18 protein-coding genes and 1 riboswitch are annotated in these 20,635 nt (G+C 74.8%); of the genes, 16 read left to right on the top strand and 2 right to left on the bottom strand.

Translation table 11 applies throughout. The annotated features are described in order from the left end of the window. Window position 1 precedes the first annotated feature (1 nt). From ABZS66_RS20480 to cobM, 8 genes are all read left to right on the top strand, one after another. Window positions 2-766, top strand: a complete 765-nt coding sequence (locus tag ABZS66_RS20480) for a phosphodiesterase (protein WP_354759839.1) — start codon at window positions 2-4, stop codon at window positions 764-766. Between the two features lie 112 nt (window positions 767-878). Continuing rightward, entirely contained in the window at window positions 879-1,322 is a 444-nt protein-coding gene (locus ABZS66_RS20475; RefSeq protein ID WP_354759837.1) for a hypothetical protein, read from the top strand. 151 nt (window positions 1,323-1,473) lie between these two features. Further along, complete coding sequence (locus ABZS66_RS20470; RefSeq protein ID WP_354759835.1) at window positions 1,474-2,535, top strand: hypothetical protein; 1,062 nt, start codon at window positions 1,474-1,476, stop codon at window positions 2,533-2,535. 653 nt (window positions 2,536-3,188) lie between these two features. Then, window positions 3,189-3,316, top strand: a riboswitch (cobalamin riboswitch). Window positions 3,317-3,370: 54 nt separating this feature from the next. Beyond that, window positions 3,371-5,431, top strand: coding sequence for a VWA domain-containing protein (locus tag ABZS66_RS20465; protein ID WP_354759833.1), 2,061 nt, complete (start codon window positions 3,371-3,373; stop codon window positions 5,429-5,431). A 5-nt stretch (window positions 5,432-5,436) separates the two neighbouring features. Next, a complete protein-coding gene (gene cobO / locus ABZS66_RS20460) occupies window positions 5,437-6,039 on the top strand; it encodes a cob(I)yrinic acid a,c-diamide adenosyltransferase (protein WP_354759831.1) in 603 nt (200 codons plus the stop codon). After that, a complete protein-coding gene (locus ABZS66_RS20455) occupies window positions 6,033-7,364 on the top strand; it encodes a cobyrinate a,c-diamide synthase (RefSeq protein WP_354759829.1) in 1,332 nt (443 codons plus the stop codon). Before cobO ends, ABZS66_RS20455 begins: the two co-directional genes overlap by 7 nt. After that, window positions 7,355-8,872 carry a precorrin-6y C5,15-methyltransferase (decarboxylating) subunit CbiE gene (gene cbiE / locus ABZS66_RS20450; protein WP_354759827.1) on the top strand — a complete coding sequence of 506 codons (1,518 nt, stop codon included), beginning with the start codon at window positions 7,355-7,357 and terminating at the stop codon, window positions 8,870-8,872. Before ABZS66_RS20455 ends, cbiE begins: the two co-directional genes overlap by 10 nt. Further along, window positions 8,869-9,609 (top strand): precorrin-4 C(11)-methyltransferase, encoded by a 741-nt coding sequence (cobM, locus tag ABZS66_RS20445; RefSeq protein WP_354759825.1) that lies wholly within the window; start codon window positions 8,869-8,871, stop codon window positions 9,607-9,609. Before cbiE ends, cobM begins: the two co-directional genes overlap by 4 nt. Here the strand turns inward: cobM and ABZS66_RS20440 are convergent. Continuing rightward, on the bottom strand, window positions 9,606-10,688 hold the full coding sequence (locus ABZS66_RS20440) for a hypothetical protein (RefSeq protein ID WP_354759823.1): 1,083 nt from the start codon (window positions 10,686-10,688) through the stop codon (window positions 9,606-9,608). The two genes, cobM and ABZS66_RS20440, sit on opposite strands and share 4 nt — an antisense overlap. Window positions 10,689-11,197: 509 nt before the next feature. Between ABZS66_RS20440 and ABZS66_RS20435 the strand changes: the two genes are divergently transcribed. After that, a complete protein-coding gene (locus ABZS66_RS20435) occupies window positions 11,198-11,344 on the top strand; it encodes a hypothetical protein (protein ID WP_354759821.1) in 147 nt (48 codons plus the stop codon). On the opposite strand, the gene ABZS66_RS20430 is transcribed toward ABZS66_RS20435, so the two are convergent. Next, window positions 11,304-12,056 (bottom strand): copper resistance protein CopC, encoded by a 753-nt coding sequence (locus ABZS66_RS20430; RefSeq protein WP_354759819.1) that lies wholly within the window; start codon window positions 12,054-12,056, stop codon window positions 11,304-11,306. The genes ABZS66_RS20435 and ABZS66_RS20430 overlap by 41 nt on opposite strands. A gap of 87 nt (window positions 12,057-12,143) precedes the next feature. Between ABZS66_RS20430 and ABZS66_RS20425 the strand changes: the two genes are divergently transcribed. The 7 genes from ABZS66_RS20425 to ABZS66_RS20395 all read left to right on the top strand — a co-directional run bounded on the left by ABZS66_RS20425 (window position 12,144) and on the right by ABZS66_RS20395 (window position 20,297). Further along, entirely contained in the window at window positions 12,144-13,412 is a 1,269-nt protein-coding gene (locus tag ABZS66_RS20425) for a hypothetical protein (RefSeq protein ID WP_354759817.1), read from the top strand. Window positions 13,413-13,468: 56 nt separating this feature from the next. Beyond that, window positions 13,469-15,415, top strand: a complete 1,947-nt coding sequence (locus ABZS66_RS20420; protein WP_354759815.1) for a hypothetical protein — start codon at window positions 13,469-13,471, stop codon at window positions 15,413-15,415. Between the two features lie 89 nt (window positions 15,416-15,504). Continuing rightward, entirely contained in the window at window positions 15,505-16,560 is a 1,056-nt protein-coding gene (locus ABZS66_RS20415; RefSeq protein ID WP_354759813.1) for a hypothetical protein, read from the top strand. Window positions 16,561-16,626: 66 nt separating this feature from the next. Then, window positions 16,627-17,829, top strand: a complete 1,203-nt coding sequence (locus tag ABZS66_RS20410; RefSeq protein ID WP_354759811.1) for an ROK family protein — start codon at window positions 16,627-16,629, stop codon at window positions 17,827-17,829. A gap of 63 nt (window positions 17,830-17,892) precedes the next feature. After that, window positions 17,893-18,684: a hypothetical protein gene (locus ABZS66_RS20405; RefSeq protein ID WP_354759809.1), complete on the top strand. Its 792-nt coding sequence runs from the start codon at window positions 17,893-17,895 to the stop codon at window positions 18,682-18,684. 77 nt (window positions 18,685-18,761) lie between these two features. Further along, window positions 18,762-19,526, top strand: a complete 765-nt coding sequence (locus ABZS66_RS20400) for a hypothetical protein (protein ID WP_354759807.1) — start codon at window positions 18,762-18,764, stop codon at window positions 19,524-19,526. Between the two features lie 180 nt (window positions 19,527-19,706). Beyond that, window positions 19,707-20,297, top strand: coding sequence for a hypothetical protein (locus tag ABZS66_RS20395; protein ID WP_354759805.1), 591 nt, complete (start codon window positions 19,707-19,709; stop codon window positions 20,295-20,297). The last annotated feature ends 338 nt before the right edge of the window (window positions 20,298-20,635 follow it).

The following is a 20,635-nucleotide window of genomic DNA, read 5'->3' as shown; positions in this document are numbered from 1 at the left end:
CATGCCGCTCATCGCGCACCTCAGCGATCCCCACATTACGACCGGCCCGCTCTCCGCGGCCCCTGCGGAGGGCCTGTACGCGGCCCTGACCAGGGTGCTCGCCCTCGAACCGCGGCCCGACTGCGTCGTGATCACCGGCGACCTCGCCGACCGCGGCCGGCTTGAGGAGTACGCGGTGCTCCGGCGGCTCCTCGACGGCTTCCCGCTGCCCGTGCACCTCGTCACCGGCAACCACGACGCCCGGGAGCCGCTGCTCAGGACGCTGCGGCTGACGACCACGACCTACGCCGCCGACCACCCGGGCTTCTCGGTCGTGGCCCTCGACTCCCTCGACCCCGGCCTGGCCGACGGCGGCCGGCTCGGCGACGAGCAGCTCGCCTGGCTCGACGGCGTGCTCGCCGAGCGGGCCGGCACGCCCGTGTTCGTCGCCCTGCACCACCCGCCGATCCGGGTCGGCATCCCCGGCATGGACGAGATCCGCCTGGTCGACGGCCCGCGGCTGGCCGCCGTGGTGGCGCGGCACCCGCAGGTCACGCGGGTCCTCGCCGGGCACCTGCACCGCCCGGTGACCGCCGGCTTCGCCGGGACCACGCTGACGGTGGCGCCCAGCACCTACCGTCAGGTCGAGCTCGGCATGCGCGCGGGCCGCCCGGTCGGCTTCGTCGCCGAGCCGGCCGCGTTCCTGCTGCACTGGCTGGACGGCGCGGACTGCGTCACGCACACCGTCCCCACCAGTCACACAGCGGCACCGGTCATTGCGTACTAACGGGGGATAGCGGGCTGGCACGTTTCCGGGATTTTGGGGGGTCCGGGCACCCGTACCTTTAGTTGCAACAGCGCACCACCCCAACATGACACACCCGAGAGGAACCACCCCCATGAGCGAGTACGGCGAGATCGAGCACGCCGAGAGCAGCGCGGGCCTGGCCGAGGCCCACGTCGAGTCCGGCGGCGAGCAGGACTACCAGTCGCAGTACGGCATCCTCGCGCAGGAGCACGAGAGCTTCGAGCACGAGGAATTCGAGAACATCAAGCACATCGAGTACACCGACGCGGCCGGTAACCACTACGAGGTCACCGAGTACACCCGCTACGAGCACACCGAGTACGAGTCGGAGAGCACCTACGGCGCCTACGGCTCCGAGGGCGGCGACTCGGGCTTCGGCGCGGCGGAGGGCACGGAGAGCCTGGGCCAGGTGCACGGTGCCGCGGCGATCGGCGGCGCGGGCACGGAGCTGCACGGGCTGACCGAGCGCTTCGAGAACTTCCTCACCAGCGCCGGCTTCCTCAACGACAACGACATCTCGGACTCCAGCGCCTGATCACCCGCACTCGGGTGTTGTGGCGATGCGCTCACGGCGCCGGTCGGCTCACGCCGACCGGCGCCGCCGCGCTTTGTGGCGGCTTTGTCAAGGCCTTTTACGTCGGAAATGAGCGGCGTGCGAGCGCCGCGGTGACGGAGACTGCAATCCCATGAGCGTCGACGACTGGCACTACCTGCCGACCCGTACCCGAGCCGGAGCGCTGCAACGCGGCCTCGGCCGGGGCGCGTTCCGGGCCAGGTTCGACCCCGCGGCCCCCGACCTGGTGTACGCCTGCGTCCGCCGCGACCACCGCTGGTTCGCTCCGTTCGACGAGCGCGGCGTGTACCTCGCCCGGCTCGTCCGCGACCTGGCCCTGCCGGTGGGCCCGCTCGTCGCCGAGCTGTACACCGCCGACGAGGACGTCGACCACGTGCTGGCCGTCCTCACGGCCCTCGGCCGGTCCGGCGCCGACGAGGCCATCGAGTGCCTCCGCCGGTACGTCGGCATCGGCCCGCACTGGATCGACGTCCTGCAGTCGATCGCCCGCGACTGGCCCGCGAACTGGTGGGACGACCTGCTCCCGGTCGCCGCCGACCGGCTGCGCATGAGCGGCGTCCCCGACGCGTTCCTGCCCGGCGCCCTGCCGTGGCGCGACTGGACCGGCTGCCTCGAGCTGCCGATGGCCCTACCGTCCGTGACCCTCCCGCACGACCCCTGCGAGCCCGCCGGTCCCGATGCCGTGCCCGCCGCGCGCCGCTGGGTGGCCGAGGCGGACTCCGAGCGGTACTGGCGCGGCCTCACCGTCCTCGCCGACCACGGCGACGAGTCCGACGCCCCCGCCCTGCTCGCCGGCCTGGGCTGGCTCGACCGCCGCCCGGACGACCTCTGCGGCTACGACCGCCTGCTCGCCGGCCTGGTCCGCATCGGCGGCGACCCGGCCCACGCGGCGCTGCCGACGATCCGCCGCCTGTGGTTCAGCCCGCACTCCTACGAGCGCGCCAGCTACCTGAAGGCCCGCCTGGCCCTGGAGCCGGCCGCCTGCGACGGCGCCCTGGCCGAGGGGCTGTGGGACTGCGAGAGCGGCGTCCGCCTGCTGTCGGTGCGGCACGTGACCGCCGACGCGCGGACCAGGAGACGCCTGGAGTACCTGCGCGACGACCCGATCGAGGAGCCCGAGGTCAGCGCTGCCGCGGCCGAACGCCTGCTCCTGGAGGACGCGGCGGCGGCCTGAGGCGTACTGTCGCCCGCTTGACACCTGCCCACAAGTGAGCGCCAAGTGGCTGCCAAGACCGGGCCCGCATGCTGTGTTCAGCACCGAGCAAGACCCGAAGGGACTCCGGTCCCCGCACCACCTACCTCGACGGCATCGCGCCTCGATCTATATATAGAGCACCACCTTTCGCTGAGCCCGGCGGGCGGCGTTCCTCCCTCATGCCGCCCGCCCACTCACCGCCCGGCCCCAGCGCCGGGCCTTTCCATGTCTGCCCGCGCCGGTGTCTGCCAGCGCCGCGCCAGCCCGCGCCCGCGCCCGGCCGTCCGAAACGCCGATCAAGGCGGACCGCCTCATGATCCATGGCGTGATCTGGCTGTCATGACAGCCAAAAGGCTCCATCGATCATGAGCCCGTTCTGGGCGGGTGGTGTTCCGGGCTTCACTGGCGTCGATCTTGCGGTTGTGGCGGGCGAGAATCACCCCGAAACGGGGCAAGACTGGCGGCACGAGTGCAAGATCGACGCCAGTTGGGGTGGAGCGGAGCGGGGGACGGGCGGCGGCAGTGTGCGGGCGGCGAGAACTCCGGGCGAGGGCGGCGCGGGGGTGGGGTCGGAACGGTCACGTTGACGGGTTTGGGGGGTGTGGGACACGATGGCCTGCGAGCGGTATGCGGAGGAACCCGGTGTGAGGCCGGGACGGTCCCGCCACTGTGACCGGGGAGGCGTCCTCCAGCGCACGGGCCACGATCCACGCGGGTCGGAAGGCCGGGGGGCGGCGGCGATCCGGAAGTCAGGAGACTCCGGCCGCTCGTTGCCAACGCCATGGCGGGCGAGGACCCGCCGAAGGGATGTGTCGTGACCCCACCGTATCCGTTCTCGGCCGTCGTCGGCCTGGCCGATCTGCGCCTCGCGCTGCTGCTCACGGCCGTTTCGCCGGCGATCGGCGGGGTGCTCGTGCGCGGCGAGAAGGGTACCGCCAAGTCCACCGTCGTCCGGGGGCTCGCGAGCCTGCTGCCGGAGGTCGCCGTGGTCGGCGGGTGCCGGTTCGCCTGCGACCCGGCCGCACCCGACGCCGAGTGCCCCGATGGGCCGCACGACCCCGGCGCGCCCCGGGCCGCGCGCCGCGCCAGGCTCGTCGAGCTGCCCGTCGGGGCCACCGAGGACCGGGTCGTCGGCACCCTCGACCTCCAGCGGGCCCTCGCCGACGGGGTCAAGGCCTACGAGCCGGGGCTGCTCGCCGCCGCGCACCGCGGGGTGCTGTACGTCGACGAGGTCAACCTGCTGCCCGACCACCTCGTCGACCTGCTCCTCGACGCCGCCGCCATGGGCCGCGCCCACGTCGAGCGCGACGGCGTGTCGGTCAAGCACGCCGCGCGGTTCCTGCTCGTCGGCACCATGAACCCCGAGGAGGGCGAGCCCCGCCCGCAGCTCGTCGACCGGTTCGGGCTGGTCGTCGGGGTCACCGCGCCGCAGGAGGCCGCGCCCCGCGCCGAGGTGGTCCGCCGCCGGCTCGCGTACGAGGCCGATCCGGGATCGTTCGCCACCCGCTTCGAGGAGGAGGACGCGCGGCTCGCCGGCCGGATCGCCGCCGCCCGTGCGCGGCTCGGCGGGGTCCGGCTGCCGGACCGGGAGCTGGACCGGATCGCGCGGATCTGCCTGGCGTACCGCGTGGACGGCCTGCGGGCCGACATCGTGGTCGCGCGCACCGCGGTCGCCCTGGCCGCCTGGTCGGGCCGCGACGCCGTCACCAAGGCCGACGTCCGCGACGCGGCGCGCCTGGCGCTGCCGCACCGCCGCCGGCGGGACCCCCTGGACCCGCCGGGCACCGACCTGGAGAAGCTGGAAGAGGTCCTGGCGCAGGAGGCCGGCGACGACCCGGACGACGAGCCGGACGACGACCCGGACGAGGACCCCGGTGGCGGCCCCGACGGCGACGACGGCCCCGATAGTGGCCCGACGGAGACGCCGGTCGATGACGAGGCGCCGAGCGACGTCGATGGCGGCGGCGCGGTGACCGGCGCGGGCCCGGACCGGCAGCCGCCGGCCCAGCCGCCCGCCGGGACCGAGGCATCCTGGGATGACCAATCCCGGGATGACGGCCGATCCTGGGACGAGGAACAGACCGCCGGAGACGCCGTCGGCGCGCCCCAGGCGGTCGCGTTCGCCGGCGCCCCCTACCGGCCCAAGCTGCTCTCGATCGCCGGAAAGGCCAACCGCCAGGCCGGGTCGCACGCGGGGCGGCGGTCGCCGGCGTACTCGCGGCACGGACGGATCGTCCGGTCCCGCCGGCCCCTCGGCGGCAAGCTCACCAGCCTCCACGTTCCCGACACGATCCGGGCGGCGGCGCTGCGCGGCGAACAGCGGTACACCGTGAAGACCGAGGACCTCCGCGAAGCCGTCAAGGTCGGGCGGGAGGCCAACCTCGTCCTCTTCGTCGTGGACGCCTCCGGGTCGATGGCGGCGCGGCAGCGGATGGGCGTCGTGAAGACGGCGGTGCTGTCGCTGCTGCGCGACGCGTACCAGCGCCGCGACAAGGTGGGCCTGATCACGTTCCGCGGCCGGGGCGCGACGACCGTGCTCGAGCCGACCGCCAGCCACGAGGTCGGCGTGCTCCGCCTCGCCGAGCTGCGGACGGGCGGGCGGACCCCGCTCGCCGAGGGCCTGCGCCAGGCCGCCCGCACCCTGCAGGGTGAGCGGCGCCGCGACGCCCGCCGCCGGCCGCTGCTCGTCGTCGTCACCGACGGCCGGGCGACCAGCGGGCCCGACCCGCTCACCGTCGCGCCCATGCTCGCCGGGGTCGCGACCGTCGTCGTCGACTGCGAGTCCGGCCCGGTCCGCCTCGGGCTCGCGCAGCGGCTCGCCGCCGCGCTCGACGCGTCCTGCCTCCCCCTCGCCGCGCTGCAGAACTGGAGCTGAGAACGATGCCGCAGGGCAAGGTCGAGAACGTGCCCGACGACGGGCTCACCACGCGCCAGCGGCGCCGGCAGCACGTGCTCGCCGTCCACACCGGACAGGGCAAGGGCAAGTCGACCGCCGCGTTCGGCATGGCGCTGCGCGCGTGGAGCGCGGGCTGGCCCATCGCCGTGTTCCAGTTCGTGAAGAGTCCGAAGTGGAAGGTCGGCGAGGAGGCCGCGCTGCGCACCCTCGGCGAGACCGGCCAGGGCGGGTCCGTCGTGTGGCACAAGATGGGCGAGGGCTGGTCCTGGATCCAGCGGCCCGGCAGCGAGCGCGACCACGCCGCCGAGGCGGCCGAGGGCTGGGCCCAGATCAAGCGCGACCTCGCCGCCGAGGCGTACCGCTTCTACGTGCTCGACGAGTTCACGTACCCGGTCAAGTGGGGCTGGGTCGACGTCGCCGACGTCGTCGCGACCCTGCGCGACCGGCCCGGCAACCAGCACGTCGTGGTCACCGGCCGCGACGCCCACCCCGACCTGGTCGACCTGGCCGACCTGGTCACCGACATGACGAAGGTGAAGCACCCGATGGACGCCGGCCGGAAGGGCCAGCAGGGCATCGAATGGTAGCCCGGCTCGTCATCGCGGCCCCCGCCTCCGGCCACGGCAAGACCACCGTCGCGACCGGGCTGTTGGCCGCGTTCGCCGCGCGCGGCCTGCGGGTCGCGCCGTTCAAGGTCGGCCCCGACTACATCGACCCCGGCTACCACGCGCTCGCGGCCGGCCGGCCCGGCCGCAACCTCGACCCGGTGCTGGTCGGCGAGGACCGCATCGGCCCGCTGTTCGCCCACGGCGCGGCCGGCGCGGACATCGCGATCGTCGAGGGCGTCATGGGGCTCTTCGACGGCCGCACCGGCTGGGGCGAGTTCGGCTCGACCGCGCACGTCGCGCGGCTGCTCGCGGCGCCGGTCGTGCTGGTCGTCGACGCCACCGCCCAGGCCCGCTCGATCGCGGCGGTCGTGCACGGGTTCCGCTCGTTCGGCGACGGCATCCACATCGCCGGCGTCATCCTGAACCGGGTGGGCTCCGACCGGCACGAGCAGATCCTCCGCGACGCGTGCGCCGAGGTCGGCACGCCGGTGCTCGGCGTGCTGCGCCGCCACGACGCGGTCGCCGCCCCGTCGCGCCACCTCGGCCTGGTGCCGGTGGTGGAGCGCGCCGCGGAGGCGACGGCGTCGGTCGAGGCCCTGGCCGCGCTGGTGACCGCGAGCGTCGACCTCGACGCCGTGCACGCGGTCGCGTCGGGCGCCATGCCGCTCGGGGCGGCCGCCTGGTCACCATCCACAATGGACCCGGTGGCGGGTCGCCCGGTGGTCGCGGTTGCCGGCGGGCCCGCGTTCTCGTTCAGCTACGCGGAGACGGTCGAGCTGCTCACCGCGGCCGGCGCCGAGGTGTCCATCGTGGACCCGCTGCACGCCGAGCGCCTCCCGCCGGGGACCAGGGCGTTGGTCGTGGGCGGGGGGTTCCCGGAGGTGTACTCCGAACAGCTCGCCGCCAACACGGCCCTGCGCGACGACGTGGTCCGGCTGGTGAAGGCGGGCGGGCCGGTCGCCGCCGAGTGCGCGGGCCTGCTGTGGCTGTGCCGTTCCCTGGACGGCCGCCCGATGTGCGGCATCCTCGACGCCGAGGCGGCGATGACGCCGTCGCTCACGCTGGGCTACCGCGACGCGGTCGCGGTGGCGGACAGCGTGCTGGCGCCCGCCGGCACGAGGGTCACCGGCCACGAGTTCCACCGCACGCGGGTCACCCCGCCGGCCGGCGCGACCCCGGCCTGGGCCTGGCAGCCCGGCACCCGGGACGGCTTCGTGCAGGGCCCGGTCCACGCGTCGTACCTGCACCTGCACTGGGCGGGCGCGCCGGCGATCGCGTACCGGCTGGTGGCCGCATGCGCCTGACAGTGGGTTTCGGCGCCCGCCCGGACGCCACCGCGGAGGAGGTCCTGGCATTGCTGCCGGACCTGGAGAACGTGGTGGCGGTGTCCACAGTGGATGCGCGGCTGGAGCTGGCGACCGCCGTGGCTCGGGCCCGCGACTGGCGGGTGGTGACGTTCTCGGCTGCGGAACTGGCAAGCGTCGAGGTGCCGACGCCGTCGGCGCGCGTGGCGGCGGCGGTGGGCACCCCGAGCGTGGCCGAGGCCGCCGCGCTGCTGGCCGTGGGGGAGCCGGCCGCGGTGCTGGTCCACCCGAAGCGCTCCGCGGGGCGGGTGACCGTGGCCGTGGCGGCTCCGGCGCCGCCCGTGACCGTGGTCGGGATCGGGGCCGACGGGTACGACGGGCTCACCGCCGCCGGTCGGGACGCCCTGGCCGGGGCCGAGGTCGTGCTCGGCAGCGAGCGGCAGCTCGACCTGCTGCCGGACGGCGCTCAACAGCGTGTCGCCTGGCCCTCCCCGCTCGTGCCCGCCCTGCCGGGGCTGCTGGCCGCGCATCACGGCCGGCGGGTGTGCGTGCTGGCCAGCGGGGATCCGATGTACCACGGCATCGGCAGCACCCTCGTGCGGCTCCTCGGGCGCCGGAGCGTCACCGTCGTCTCCCACCCGTCGTCGGTCTCGCTCGCCTGCGCGCGGCTCGGGTGGGCGCTCGACGACGTCGCCGTCGTGAGTGCCGTCGGCCGGTCGGTCGACCGGCTCCGGGGCGTGCTGCACGACGGCCGGCGGGTGCTCGTGCTCAGCGCCGGGCGGGGCACGCCCGCCGAGGTCTGGCGGATCCTGGAGGACGCCGGGTTCGCGGACAGCGAGGTCACCGTCCTCGAGGCGCTCGGCGGACCCGGCGAGCGGATCCACCACGACGTCACCGCCGCCGGGCCGCTGAACATCGTGGCCGTCGCCTGCCGCGGCGCCGGCGGGCTGGCGCTGGTGCCGGGGCTCGCCGACCCGCGGTACGACAGCGACGGCCAGCTCACCAAGCGCGAGATCCGGGCCGTCACCCTCGCCGCGCTCGGGCCGCGCCCCGGCGAGCTGCTGTGGGACGTGGGCGCCGGCTCGGGCAGCATCGCGATCGAGTGGCTGCGCGCCCACCCGTCCTGCCGTGCCGTGGCGGTCGAGCGCGACCCGGTCCGCGCCGGGCGCGTCGCGGTCAACGCCGCGCGGCTCGGCGTGCCGCAACTGTCCGTCGTGGAGGGTTCGGCCCCGGCCGCCCTCGACGGCCTGCCAGCCCCCGACGCCGTCTTCGTCGGCGGCGGCGTCACCGCCGACGGCGTCTTCGAGCGCTGCTGGGCGGCGCTGCGCCCGGGTGGCCGGCTGGTCGTCAACGCGGTCACCGTCGAGTCGGAGCGGCGCGTGCTGGACCTGCACGCGACGCACGGCGGGGAGCTGACCCGCATCGCCGTCAACCGCGCCGCGCCCGTCGGCGGGTTCCTGGGATGGCGGCCGATGCTGCCGGTGACGCAATGGGTGGTGTGGAGATGACGGTGTACTTCATCGGCGCCGGACCGGGCGCCGCGGACCTCATCACGGTGCGCGGCCGCGACCGGCTCGCGGCGTCGCCGGTGTGCCTCTACGCGGGCAGCCTCGTCCCCGCGGAGCTGCTGGCGTACTGCCCGCCGGGGGCCCGCCTCGTCGACACCGCCAACCTCGACCTGGACCAGATCCTCGCCGAGCTGACGGCGGCGCACGCGGCGGGCCTGGACGTGGCCCGGCTGCACTCGGGGGACCCGTCGATCCTGAGCGCGATGGCGGAGCAGCTGCGCCGCCTGGACGCGGCCGGCATCCCGTACGAGATCGTGCCGGGCGTGCCCGCCTTCGCCGCCGCGGCGGCCGCCCTGGGCCGCGAGCTGACCGTCCCCGGCGTCGCCCAGACGGTGATCCTGACCCGGACGGCGGCCCGCGCCACCCCGATGCCCCCGGGCGAGGAGCTGGCCACGCTGGCCGCGAGCCGCTCGACGCTGGTGCTGCACCTGGCCGTCCAGCGCATCGCCGTCCTCGTCGAGGAGCTGCTGCCGTGGTACGGCGGGGACTGCCCGGCCGCGGTCGTGGCCCGCGCGAGCCGGCCGGACCAGCAGATCCTCCGCGGCCGGCTGTCGGACATCGCGGCCCAGGTGGAGGCGGCGGGCATCCGGCGGACGGCGGTGATCGTGGTCGGCCCGGTGCTGACCGCGGAGGAGTTCCCGGACAGCCACCTCTACTCGACGACCCGCCCTCGCTAGGCCTGGAGCTCGACCACCGCCAGCACCGGACCGGTGTCCTCGGGCACGTCGCCGCCGCAGGGGCGGCCGCCGTAGCGCAGGAAGCGGCGGCCACCTCCGCCGAGGGGCACCCAGGCGGCTCCGTCCCGGCAGACGTCCAGCCGCCAGCGGCCGCTCGCGGTCCGGGCGTCGATGGAGAAGCCGCTCACGGAGTAGCTGTCGATGGTGAGCCAGTCGCCGCCGTGGCGGAAGGTGCGGCCGAGGCCGGCCGCGGCGCCCTGCCCGGGCACGAAGACGCCGGCGTCGACGGTCGCCGTCTCGCGGGGCCGGCCGGTCGCGTCGAGGCGGTACACCGTCGTGGTGGTGGCGTCGTCCGCCACCGCGAGGGTCACGGTGGTGCCGTCGTCGGCGATGGCGACGCTGTCCGAGATCGGCCGCTCCTGCCGCAGCGTCGCGAACTCGGGCTCGCCCGGCCCGTCCCAGCCGTACCGCCCGACGTGGAGGGTCTGCCGGTCGGGCCCGCGGGTGGCGGCGACGACCCGGCCCGCGGAGACGGCGAAGGCGAGGACCTGCGCGCGGGCGTCGATGGTGGTCCAGGCCCGCTCCCGGGTGTCGTACACCACGATCAGCTCGCTGGCGCCTCCGCCGATGACGATGCGGTCGCCCACCACGACGGCCTGGGCACCGGTGAGGCCGACGGGCCCTCGCGGCATCGCGGTCCACGTGTTGGTGCGCGGGTCGAGGACGGCGCCGTCGTCGAATACGGTGCCGCGCCCGTCACCGCCGCCCCAGACGTGGACGAGCCCACCGTGCGCGGCGACGACATGCCGGCTCCGGGCGGCGATGGGCGCGGGCGCAGTACGCATCGGCGTCCCACCACCGGGAAGGATCCATCCGTCCCCGACCGGCCGGGCGGCGTCGAGCTCACCGGTCCGGCCGCCCCACACCACCGCCCCGCCGCCGTAGTCCGCCCCGGCTGCGTCGCGCACAGCCTCCTGCGCGACGTCGACGGGCGACACCGCGACGGGCCGCTCGGCGGCCTGGGAACACCCGGCGGCGGCGAGCCCGAGTAACAGCACCACGGCGAGACGACGGGTCACGGGCCCTCTCCGCTCCGACGACCGCGCGGCCGTCAAGATCGACCAGGATCGTAGCCAGTTCGATCTGTCGCCGGCGCCCCGCCGTCACCGCCGGACCGTCAGCACGCCCGGTGAGGTTTCTTCGCCTCCGAACCGGCCTCCGGGGCACGAACCTCTCGCGGGCGGCGCTCGGCCGGGCCCCTTCGCCGCGCCTGGAGCGGATCCGGCCCATGATCATGGGAAACATCTGGCTGCCCCAACGACCACAACGTTCCCACGATCATGGACCAGTCGACGGACCCGGCTCCGCGCGTGCTTGGGACTGCCGGACATTTCGGAAATGTCGGCTACTGGGTTGAGCTGCGTCGCCGTTTGGGGTTGAAAGCGGCGAACCAGGGCTCGTCGCGCGCGGACGGGCGGGCGCGGAAGGGGCGGGTGCAGGCGCGGGCAGGCGTGCGGGCGCGGGCGGGCGGACGTGGACAACAGCGTGGCGTGGCGGGTGCGGGCGGCAGCGGGGTGCGGACAACAGGATGGCCTCCGCCTACGCGTCGCCGCCGCGGTATCAGGGGCTCAACGACGCGCAGGTCAGCGAGTTCCAGCAGCGGACGATCAGCGACCCGGCCTTCGCCGAGCGCCTCACCCGCCAGATCCAGCAGACCTGCGGGACCCCGCGGTAGCGGAGCGGCGCCGCTTCTTCGCCACGGGCACCGGCTCGCGGCGTGCCGCCGTGCCGATCATGACGGCGACCCCGGCGATGATCAGGCCCGGAATCAGCCAGTCGGTGAGCACGAACGGCGCGGCCGGGGCAGGCGCGGTGGGCGCCGGCGCGGCGGCGGTGGCCGTCGGGAAGGCTGGCTGCTGACCGGTCGTCTTGCCGGCCAGCGCGTCGCTCAGCGACTGCGACGGCCCGTCGGTGGGAGCGCTCCAGCCGGCCGGCGGCGCCGTGACCGACCCGGCATAGGTGAACTTCAGCGTCCCCTTCACCGGCTCGCCGTCCGAGGCGACCGACTGGTAGGCCGCCACGTACACCCCAGCCTCCGGCCAGTGCGAGACGGTGAGCACGGCGGGGAAGCCGGTGTGGTACGTCTTCGGCTCGAACTTGCCGTCCACCAGGAAGTACTCCTGGACGGGCTTGTCCAGGCGCTTCGGCTCGCCGGAGCGCCAGCCGCCGTCGACGCGCACGCCGGACGGCGCCGTCACGGTGAACCAGGCGAACGAGGCCGGCTGCTCCGTGAAGTACAGCTTGAGCTCTTGCCGAGGCTCGGAGATCGTGCTGTCGGCGACCGGGTCGGACATGGCGAGCTGACCGTGCGCGGCCGCGGGCGTGGCGGGCATCAGCACGGCGAAGACGGCGGTGAGCGTCAGCAGCATCACCGTCACTGATCGCATCGGCACATGATGCCGGGTTCCGGACCGGGCGACAAGGCGCTAAATTCACAGCCCTGACAAACCCCCGCCGCCACCGGGAGACCGCTCGTGCCCATTCCACCCGCGATCGTCCTGGCGCACGGCGTCGGCGGTCGGCAGGACCTGCCCCTGACGCTGTCCCAGCTGGTGATCGGCGCCGCCCTGGCCCTGGTCATCTCCTTCGCCGTGCTCGGGGTCGCGTGGCGGGAGCCGCGCCTGGACCCGTCCGCCGGCCGGCCGGTGCCGGACCGGCTGGCCCGCGCCGTCGACGCGCGGGTCACCGCCTGGGTCCTGCGCGTGGCCGGTCTGGGGCTGGCAGCGGTACTGCTGTGGTCGTTCACCCGCCCCGACACCGCGGACAACCCGGCCGCCGGCCTGGTGTACGTCCTCTTCTGGGTCGGCCTCGTCCCGCTGTCGCTGCTGTTCGGCCCGGTCTGGCGCCGGCTGAACCCGCTGCGCACCCTGACCGCCTGGGCGCGGCCGCGCCGCGAGCTGCCCGAGTCCGCCGGCTACTGGCCGGCGGCCGCCGGCCTGTTCGCGTTCGCCTGGCTGGAGCTCGTCGCCCCGAACCGCGCGACCCTGCCGGTGATCGGCTGGTGGCTGGCCGCGTACGCGGTCGTCATGCTGGCCGGCGGCATCGTGTTCGGCCCGGCCTGGCACGCCCGCGGCGACGCCTTCGAGGTGCTCAGCGACCTCGCCGGCCGGCTCGCGGTCATCGGTCGCCGCCCCGACGGCAGGCTCGTGTTCCGCAACCCGCTCGACGGCATGGCCGGCCTGCGCCCGGCGCCGGGCCTGGTCGCGGTCGTGGTCATCCTGCTCGGCGCGACCTTCTACGACGCCCTGTCGGGCGCCCCGTTCTGGCTGCGCTTCACGCAGGAGAACGGCCTGCCCGCCCCGGTCACCGGCACGGCCGGCCTGCTCGGCGTGGTGGCCCTGGTCGCCGTGGCCTTCACGGTGGCCACCCGCCAGGCCGGCCGCCGCGGCCACACCTCGGCCGAGCGCACTCCGGGCGAGCTGGCCCACTCGATCGTGCCGATCGCCGTCGGCTACGTCGTGGCCCACTACTGGTCGCTGTTCGTCCTGGAGGGCCAGCGCACGGTCGCCCTGGTCCTCGGGGACGAGGAGTTCCGGCCGTACTCCGGGATCATCACCCCGACCGGCGTGGCGAACCTGCAGGTCACGACCATCGTCCTGGGCCACCTGGTCGGCACGGTCCTGGCCCACGACCGGGCACTGAAGCTGTTCCCCCGCGCCCAGGCCGTGACGGGCCAGGTCCCGCTGCTGGCGCTGATGGTCGCCTACACGGTCGCCGGCCTCCTGCTGCTGTTCGCCGGCTGACGTATCAAACCCGGCCCCCCGGCGCTCCGTCGGGTATGTTTCCGGGACCGATCCGGGTGGCGCTCGCGCGGTTCATGTGGCGCGAGGTCAGCCCCGACGCACAGCGGCACATGTTCTGGGGGCCGGGGGTCTTCTCCGCCCTTCTGGAGCGCCCCAACGGCTTCAGCATGCGCGACTACTGGTCGCGCATGACCTTCGGCCTGCTCAACCTCGAGTTCGTCATCCCGCGGATCTGGGCCGTCTCCGACGAGAGCCAGGACGCGCTGCGCGGCGACCGCGACAGGATGCTGCAGGTCTTCCGGCAGCTGTACGTCGACAACGGCGGCTCGCTGGACGGCATCGACCGGGTCGCGGTGTTCGTGCACCCGCCGCCGTGCAACGCCGGGGCGACCGGCGACGGCAACGTCGTGCTCGACCAGGGCGGCTCGGTCGAGTTCTTCCAGCACGAGTTCGGCCACCTGCTCGGGTTCATGCACTCGTTCGGCCCGGCCGGCGTGTACGGCGACGACTACTGCGTCATGGGCAGTACCGGCCCGCGCGCGCACCCGGTCGACCCGCCGCCCGAGGCGGCCGGGTTCACGTTCCTCGACCCCCCGAGATTCTGGAGCAGCGGCCGGCGGCTGTCGGCGGCCGCACTGTACCGCCGGTTCGTCGAGCGCGACGTCGGCGGCTCCGGCGACCCGCGGTCCGGGCGGGGCGCGGCGGGCCCGTTCGACTCGCGGGTCCTGCACGTCGGCCTCGGCGGCACGGCTCGGATCGCCCCGTTGAGCTGGGACGGCGGCAAGCCGGTCGTCGCCGTCACGCCGCTGCCGGTGGGCGCGCTCACCGTCGAGTACCGCCCGCAGGTCGGCGACGACGTCAACGTCGTCGCGGCGGTCGTCGTGCACACCCTCGGGACCCGCCCGAACGAGGCCGGCGCCGGCGAGGTGGCACCGCCCCGGTTCGAGGCGGCGATCCCGCCCACGGTCGGCGCCGCCATCACGCTCGCCGTCGACGGGCAGGGGTACCGCGTCGAGGTCCAGGACGTCCGCCCGGGCGTCTCGGGGCCGTCGGTCCGGGTCGGCATCTCCGGCGGCTTCCCGGTCCCGGTGTACCCGCGCTACCAGCCCGGCTGGCGCTGGTGCTCGAGGTGCCAGGGGCTGGCGTACTGCTACGGCGCCTTCAACGGCCCCTGCCCGCATCCGGAGGGCGGCACCCACGGGCTCATCGACAGCGCGCTCTACGGCCTGCTGCACGACGTGCCGTCGCCCGTGCAGGACGGCTGGCAGTGGTGCAACAAGTGCGCCTGCCTGAGCCGGATGCGCCCGCCGGTCGGGTCGATCCCGGCGGCGCACATCCCGCGGCCCTGCGCCGCCGGTGGCGTGCACTCGTACGCCGGCAGCGGCGCCTACACCCTGGTGTTCGACGTCGAGCCCAGCGTCGGGCAGGACCTGTGGCGGCAGTGCGCCCGCTGCGACGTCCTCGCCTACGGCGGGAACCCGCCCGGCCCGTGCCCGGCCGGCGACCGCCACGCCCTCGGCGGCAGCCGCAACTACAGCCTGCCGCACGACGCCGGCCTGGCCGGCGCCCAACCGGACTGGCGCTGGTGCAACCGCTGCGGCGCGCTCGCGTTCGCCGGCAACGGCCCGAAGCCGTGCCCGGCCGGCGGGACGCACGACCACACCGGCTCGTTCCGCTACGAGGTCCCGGTCGGCGTCCCCAACGCCGGCGGCCAGGACAACTGGCGCTGGTGCAACCGGTGCCAGGGCCTGACGTACGCCGGCTTCGGGACGGGCGTCTGCCCGGCCGGCGGCGGCCATGACCACGGCGGCAGCTGGAACTATCTGCTGCTGGGCAACATCGGCCTCAACCAGCGCGACTGGCGCTGGTGTGCCCGCTGCCAGGGCCTGGCCTACGGCGGCTTCGGCTCCGGCTTCTGCCCGGCCGGCGGCCAGCACGACCTGGCCAACGGCAGCTCCGACTACACGATGCTGCTCGCACCGCCCCAGGCGTTCCCCTCATGACCGGCGGAGGGTCACAGAGGATCACCCGGAACGGGTGATCGACTCGATTGACCTGCCCGGGGGTGCGCGGCTCTGGCAGACTCGCAGGTATGCGGCGGGCGGCGTTCACGGCGGCCGTCGTCGCTGCGTCGGTGTCGCTGCTGCCCGCCCCCGCCACCGCCGCGGTGAGGTCCGCCGAGGTGTGCAGCATCGCCGATCCGGCCGTGACCGAGGTGTCCGGCCTGGCCGTCGTCCCGGGCGGCTTCCTCGTCGAGAACGACTCCAACCCCGACCCGCGCCGCACCCGGATCTTCTACCTCGACGAGGGCTGCCGGGTGACCCGTAGCGTGGGGTACCCGACCACCGCCCGCGACCCGGAGGACCTCGCCGTCGACCGCTCCGGCACGGTGTGGGTGGCCGACATCGGCGACAACAGCCCGCTGATGGGCGGCTCGGGCAACCGCCGCAGCACGATCGCGCTGTGGACGCTGAAGCCGGGCGCCAAGAGCCCGAAGATCCATCGGCTGCGGTACCCCGACGGAGAGCCGCGGGACGCGGAGGCGCTGCTCGTCGACGGGGCGGGCCGCCCGGTCATCGTCACCAAGGAGCCGGGCGGCGAGGTGTACCGGCTGGACACCCCGCTGCCGACCGACAACCCGGAGGGCGCGCCGCTGACCCTGGTCGGCCGCTTCCAGCCCAGCCGCACCGGCACCGCCAACCCGCTCGGCGTCTTCGGCAGCGCGCTCATCACCGGCGCCGCGGTCTCGCCCGACGGGACGAAGGCGGTCGTGCGCACGTACTCCGACGCGTACGAGTTCGACGTCACCGGCGGCGACGTGGCCGCGGCGATCACCGGCGGCACGCCGGTCGTGACCCCGCTGCCCGACGAGCCGCAGGGCGAGGCGATCGCCTACACCGCCGACGGCAACGGCTTCCTCACGGTCTCCGACCAGCCCGGCCCGGTGAGCATCCAGCACTACCCGGCGACCCGGAAGGCGAGCCCGGCGCCGGCCCGGCCGGCGCCCAGCGGCGCCGAGGCCGCCCCGGCAACCGAGCGGCCGGCGCTGCCGGCGCTGCCGGGCCGCCTGGCGCTGCTCGTGGGCGCGTTCAGCGTCGTCGGGCTGATGCTGGTGGCCGCGGCGGCCCGGTACGCGCGGCGACGCTGACGGCCGGTGTCGACGGCGGGGCATCCGCGTGACACGATCGCTACCGAGCGAAGGGGAGGCCGGGCGGTGGTGCGCATCGAGGTGGAGCGGGCGACGACGCGGGACATGCGGCGGCGCAACCGTTCCACGCTGCTGTCCGAGCTGTTCTTCCGCGGCCCGCTGAGCCGCCACGACCTCAGCCGCATCACCGGCCTGAGCGCGGCCACGGCCAGCAGCGTCACCGGCGAGCTGCTCCAGGAGGGCCTGATCGTCGAGGCCGGCCAGATCGACTCCGACGGCGGCCGCCCGCGCGTGCTGCTGCGGGTCGACCCCGACTTCGGCCGGCTCGTCGGCGCCGACGTCGGCGAGACCGGCGTGCGGGTGGAGCTGTTCGACCTGTCGATGCGCCGCCTGGCCACCGTCGACGAGCCGCTGCCGTCGTCGCGGCCCGAGCCCGAGGCGGTCGCCGGCCAGCTCGCCGCCGGCGTCGAGGCGGTGCTCAAGGACGTCGACCCGGCGGCGCTGCTCGGTGTGGGCGTCGGCGTGCCCGGCACGGTCGAGCAGTCCGACCCGGTGCGGGTGCACGCGCCCACGCTCGGCTGGCGGGGCGTCTCCTTCGAGGGCCTGCTGCGCGAGCGGGGCGTCACCGCGCCGGTGTTCGTCGAGAACGGCGCGAAGACCCAGGGCCAGGCCGAGATGTGGTTCGGCGCCGGGCGGGGCACCGCCAACGCGGTCATCGTGCTCGTCGGCTCGGGCGTCGGCGCGGCCGTCATCACCAACGGCACCCTTTACCGCGGCGCCTCCAGCAGCGCGGGGGAGTGGGGGCACACGACGGTGGTGTACGGCGGGCGGCTGTGCCGCTGCGGCGCCCGCGGCTGCCTGGAGGCCTACGTCGGCGCCGAGGGCATCCTCGACCGGTACCGCCAGGCCGACCCCGGCGCGGGCGTGACCACGGCGGAGGACGAGCTGGCCGACATCGCCGCGCTCGTGGCGGCCGAGACCCCGGCCGCGGCCGAGATCCTGGCCGAGACCGCCGGCATGCTCGGCGCCGGGATCGGCAACCTGGTCAACCTGTTCAACCCCGAGCGCGTCGTGCTCGGCGGCTGGGCCGGCCTCGCGCTCGGCGCGCGGCTGCTGCCGCAGATCCGCGCGGCCGCCGGCGAGCAGGCCCTGGAGCACCCGTTCGGGCAGGTGTCGATCGAGCTGTGCGAGCTCGGCCCCGACGCCGTCGCGTTCGGCGCGGCCACCCTGCCGATGGCCGAGCTGCTGCGCCGCGCCTCCCGTCCGTAACCCGCCGCGCCCCTGTCCGGAAGCCGGTAGCCGCCACCCGGCGCCGTCCCGCACCATCCGGTCATGAGACTGGCTGAGGTGCGGCGCGCAGCGAGCATGAAACTAGGCATGGGATGGGCGCTGCTGATCGCCGGATCCGTCGGAACTCTGGTGACCGCCTGGGCCGGTGAGTCGCTCAAGCCGCACTGGTTCGACCCGGACGAGGCCTGCGTGGACCGCTTCGGCCCGGCCAGCGGCACGTACACGATCGAGACGAGCTACTTCCCGGTGCGCGCGACCTGCGTCAGCGACGGCGGAGCGCGGCTCGAGTTCGTCGATCCCGGCGACACGGTGATCGCGTCGTCGATTCTGGCGGCGATGGTACTGGCGGTGCTCGCCGGGCTGGTCCTCATCGGCCTGGGCTGGCTGCGCCGCCCGGCGGGACCGTCCACCGTGGAGCCCGCCGCCCCGTACGAGGGCGGCAAGGTCGCGACGCACGCCGTCCTCATCTGGTTCATCGTCCTGGTGTTCACCGGCGTCGTGGCCCTGCTCGTGGCGTGCGCGCTGTTCGTCGCCGGCCCGATCGCCGGCGCCGTCCTCCCGCTGCCCGTGCTGGTGCTCGGCGGCGTCCTCGCGGCGCTCGTCGACCGCACGGTCGGCCCTGGCCGCGCGCTGGGCCGCGGGTCGCTGCGGTCCCGCCACCGCGGCCTGCTGGTCGGCACGGGCGGCCTGCTGGTCGCGTTCGCGCTGCTGGCCGGCGTGTGGATCTGGAGCGACGGCCCGGGCTTCGTGCTGCTCCTCGCGCTGCCGCTGCTGCCGGCCCCGGCCGCACTGACCACGATCGCGCAGAACTCCGCGCTGTCGGTCCGGGGCTAGCGACCGCCACGGCGGACGGTTGGTTGCCCGCGGTCGCTGTCCGGTTGCCGGCAGCGCCGCCCTGCCATGATCGCGCCATGAAACTGGCGTTGGGGTGGGCGCTGCTGATCGGCGGCACGCTCGGCACGATGGCCGCGGGCTTCGAGGCGCAGTCGCTGTCGCCGGACTGGCTCGACCCGGAGGACGACTGCATCGAGCGGTTCGGTCCGCGCGGGTACTGGACCGTCCAGACCCGGGTGTTCCCCGTCGGCGTCACGTGTGTGGCCGGCGACGGCGCCCGCTTCGAGTACCTGAGTGCGGCCGACGTCCGGGTGCTCACCGGGCTGACCGCGGTCACCGTGCTGGCCGCGCTGGCGGGCGTCGCCCTGCTGCTGTGGGGATGGGCGATCCGCCCTCGGCCCGCCGCCGAGATGTCCACTGTGGACACCGTGCCGCCGTTCGCGCCCGGCCGCGCGGTCGCCCACGCCGTGCTCGCCTGGCTCGTCGCGCTGGTGCTCACCGTCATGACCGTCGTCGTCTCGCTGCCGGCGTGGTTCCTCGCCGGCCGCATCGCGGCGGTGGTGGGACCGCTGCCGTTCGTGGTGCTCGCAACCTTCCTCGCCGCCCAGATCGACCGGACGGTCGGGGTGGGCCGGCTGCTCGGCCGGGCCTCGCCCGGCGCGCGGCGCCGGGGCCTGCTCGTGGGCGCGGGCGGCGGCCTGCTCGCGGTCGGGCTGCTGGGCGCCGGGCTGTTCACCGGCGTCGTTCCGGACGGCTGGGCGCCGGCCGTGCTGCCGCTCGTCGCGGTGCCCGCGGGGCTGCTCGCGGCGGGGCAGCACGCGCTGCTGTCCAGCCGCCCGTAGCGGTTCGGACAGTCGGAAAACGGCGCCACACAAGGCGGTTCGACGGTTTCGAGTGACGCGGCGCACGTTCGTTGTCGGGTGGCATACATCCGGGAGTCAACGGCGCCGCCGGACGCATACGTTGCTCGCGTCAACCGAGATCACCCGCCTTATGCGGTACCACATATGGAAGAGAAGACAATGAAGCGTCTGCTGCTGGCCGGCTCCATCGCCTGCGCCACCATGCTGTTCACCGCCGCCTGCGGGGACGACAAGAAGGCCGACACCCCGGCCGCCGCGCCGTCGGCCGCCACCTCGGCCGCCCCGGCCGCCGACGCGTCCGGCAGTGCCGCGCCCAGCGGGTCGGCCAAGGCCTCCGGCGCCGCCTCCGGCAAGGCGGGCCAGTTGAGCTTCCAGACCGTGGGGAAGCTGACCGGCGAGCTGTTCACCAAGGACCCGAACTGCCCGGTCGGGCAGTGGGACTCGAACTCGACCGGCGTCGACGTGAAGTACCGCTCCGCCGTGGCGAGCTTCAAGCAGTTCGACTGCTACGAGAAGAAGGGCGACGCGATGCCGCGCCGCGTCCAGCAGGCGATCTTCGTCGAGTTCAAGTCGGCCAACGCGGCCAAGGCGTACGCGCAGGACCAGGCGAAGATGTACCCGACGCTCATCGTCGGCGACACCGTGGTCGTGGCCGGCACCGGCCTCAAGGACACGGACATGAAGGCGTACCTGGAATCGGTCCAGGAAACGGCCGGTGGCGCCGGCCAGATTCTTAACGGGAAAGCTTAAATCAGCAGCTCACTCCCTTAATTCGAGTCTCGTATTGACTTGTGGTCCTGGGCGGGAATAGCCTCCGGTGGATCTGTGAGGTTGCCTTACAGATCTACCGCCCGCCCTCGGACCCGACCCCCGACATCGGGTCCTTCGGCGTGGGCCGCCCCGCCCAGAAGGGACCCCGCCCGTGACCCCCACCCGTTCGAGGCCGCGCCTGCGGCTCGGCCTCGCCGCGCTGGCGACCGTGCTCGCGGCCGCCGGCATCGCGTTCGTCAGCATGAGCACCGCGTCGGCGGCGACCGTCGGCCCGATCACCGGCTACGGCGGCAAGTGCGTCGACGTCGCCGCGGCCA

It is taken from the genome of Dactylosporangium sp. NPDC005572 (assembly GCF_040605515.1).
Lineage (GTDB): Bacteria > Actinomycetota > Actinomycetes > Mycobacteriales > Micromonosporaceae > Dactylosporangium.
The sequence above is the reverse complement of the archived record's forward strand: the minus strand, read 5'-3'. Positions and strand labels throughout refer to the sequence as shown.

What these genes read in the sequence shown, in the direction of transcription:
- ABZS66_RS20480 (WP_354759839.1), top strand. Translation starts at nt 2, where the DNA reads ATGCCGCTCATCGCGCACCTCAGCGATCCCCACATTACGACCGGCCCG.
- ABZS66_RS20475 (WP_354759837.1), top strand. Translation starts at nt 879, where the DNA reads ATGAGCGAGTACGGCGAGATCGAGCACGCCGAGAGCAGCGCGGGCCTG.
- ABZS66_RS20470 (WP_354759835.1), top strand. Translation starts at nt 1,474, where the DNA reads ATGAGCGTCGACGACTGGCACTACCTGCCGACCCGTACCCGAGCCGGA.
- cobO (WP_354759831.1), top strand. Translation starts at nt 5,437, where the DNA reads ATGCCGCAGGGCAAGGTCGAGAACGTGCCCGACGACGGGCTCACCACG.
- ABZS66_RS20455 (WP_354759829.1), top strand. Translation starts at nt 6,033, where the DNA reads ATGGTAGCCCGGCTCGTCATCGCGGCCCCCGCCTCCGGCCACGGCAAG.
- cbiE (WP_354759827.1), top strand. Translation starts at nt 7,355, where the DNA reads ATGCGCCTGACAGTGGGTTTCGGCGCCCGCCCGGACGCCACCGCGGAG.
- cobM (WP_354759825.1), top strand. Translation starts at nt 8,869, where the DNA reads ATGACGGTGTACTTCATCGGCGCCGGACCGGGCGCCGCGGACCTCATC.
- ABZS66_RS20435 (WP_354759821.1), top strand. Translation starts at nt 11,198, where the DNA reads ATGGCCTCCGCCTACGCGTCGCCGCCGCGGTATCAGGGGCTCAACGAC.
- ABZS66_RS20430 (WP_354759819.1), bottom strand. Translation starts at nt 12,056, where the DNA reads ATGCGATCAGTGACGGTGATGCTGCTGACGCTCACCGCCGTCTTCGCC.
- ABZS66_RS20415 (WP_354759813.1), top strand. Translation starts at nt 15,505, where the DNA reads ATGCGGCGGGCGGCGTTCACGGCGGCCGTCGTCGCTGCGTCGGTGTCG.
- ABZS66_RS20405 (WP_354759809.1), top strand. Translation starts at nt 17,893, where the DNA reads ATGAGACTGGCTGAGGTGCGGCGCGCAGCGAGCATGAAACTAGGCATG.
- ABZS66_RS20400 (WP_354759807.1), top strand. Translation starts at nt 18,762, where the DNA reads ATGAAACTGGCGTTGGGGTGGGCGCTGCTGATCGGCGGCACGCTCGGC.
- ABZS66_RS20395 (WP_354759805.1), top strand. Translation starts at nt 19,707, where the DNA reads ATGAAGCGTCTGCTGCTGGCCGGCTCCATCGCCTGCGCCACCATGCTG.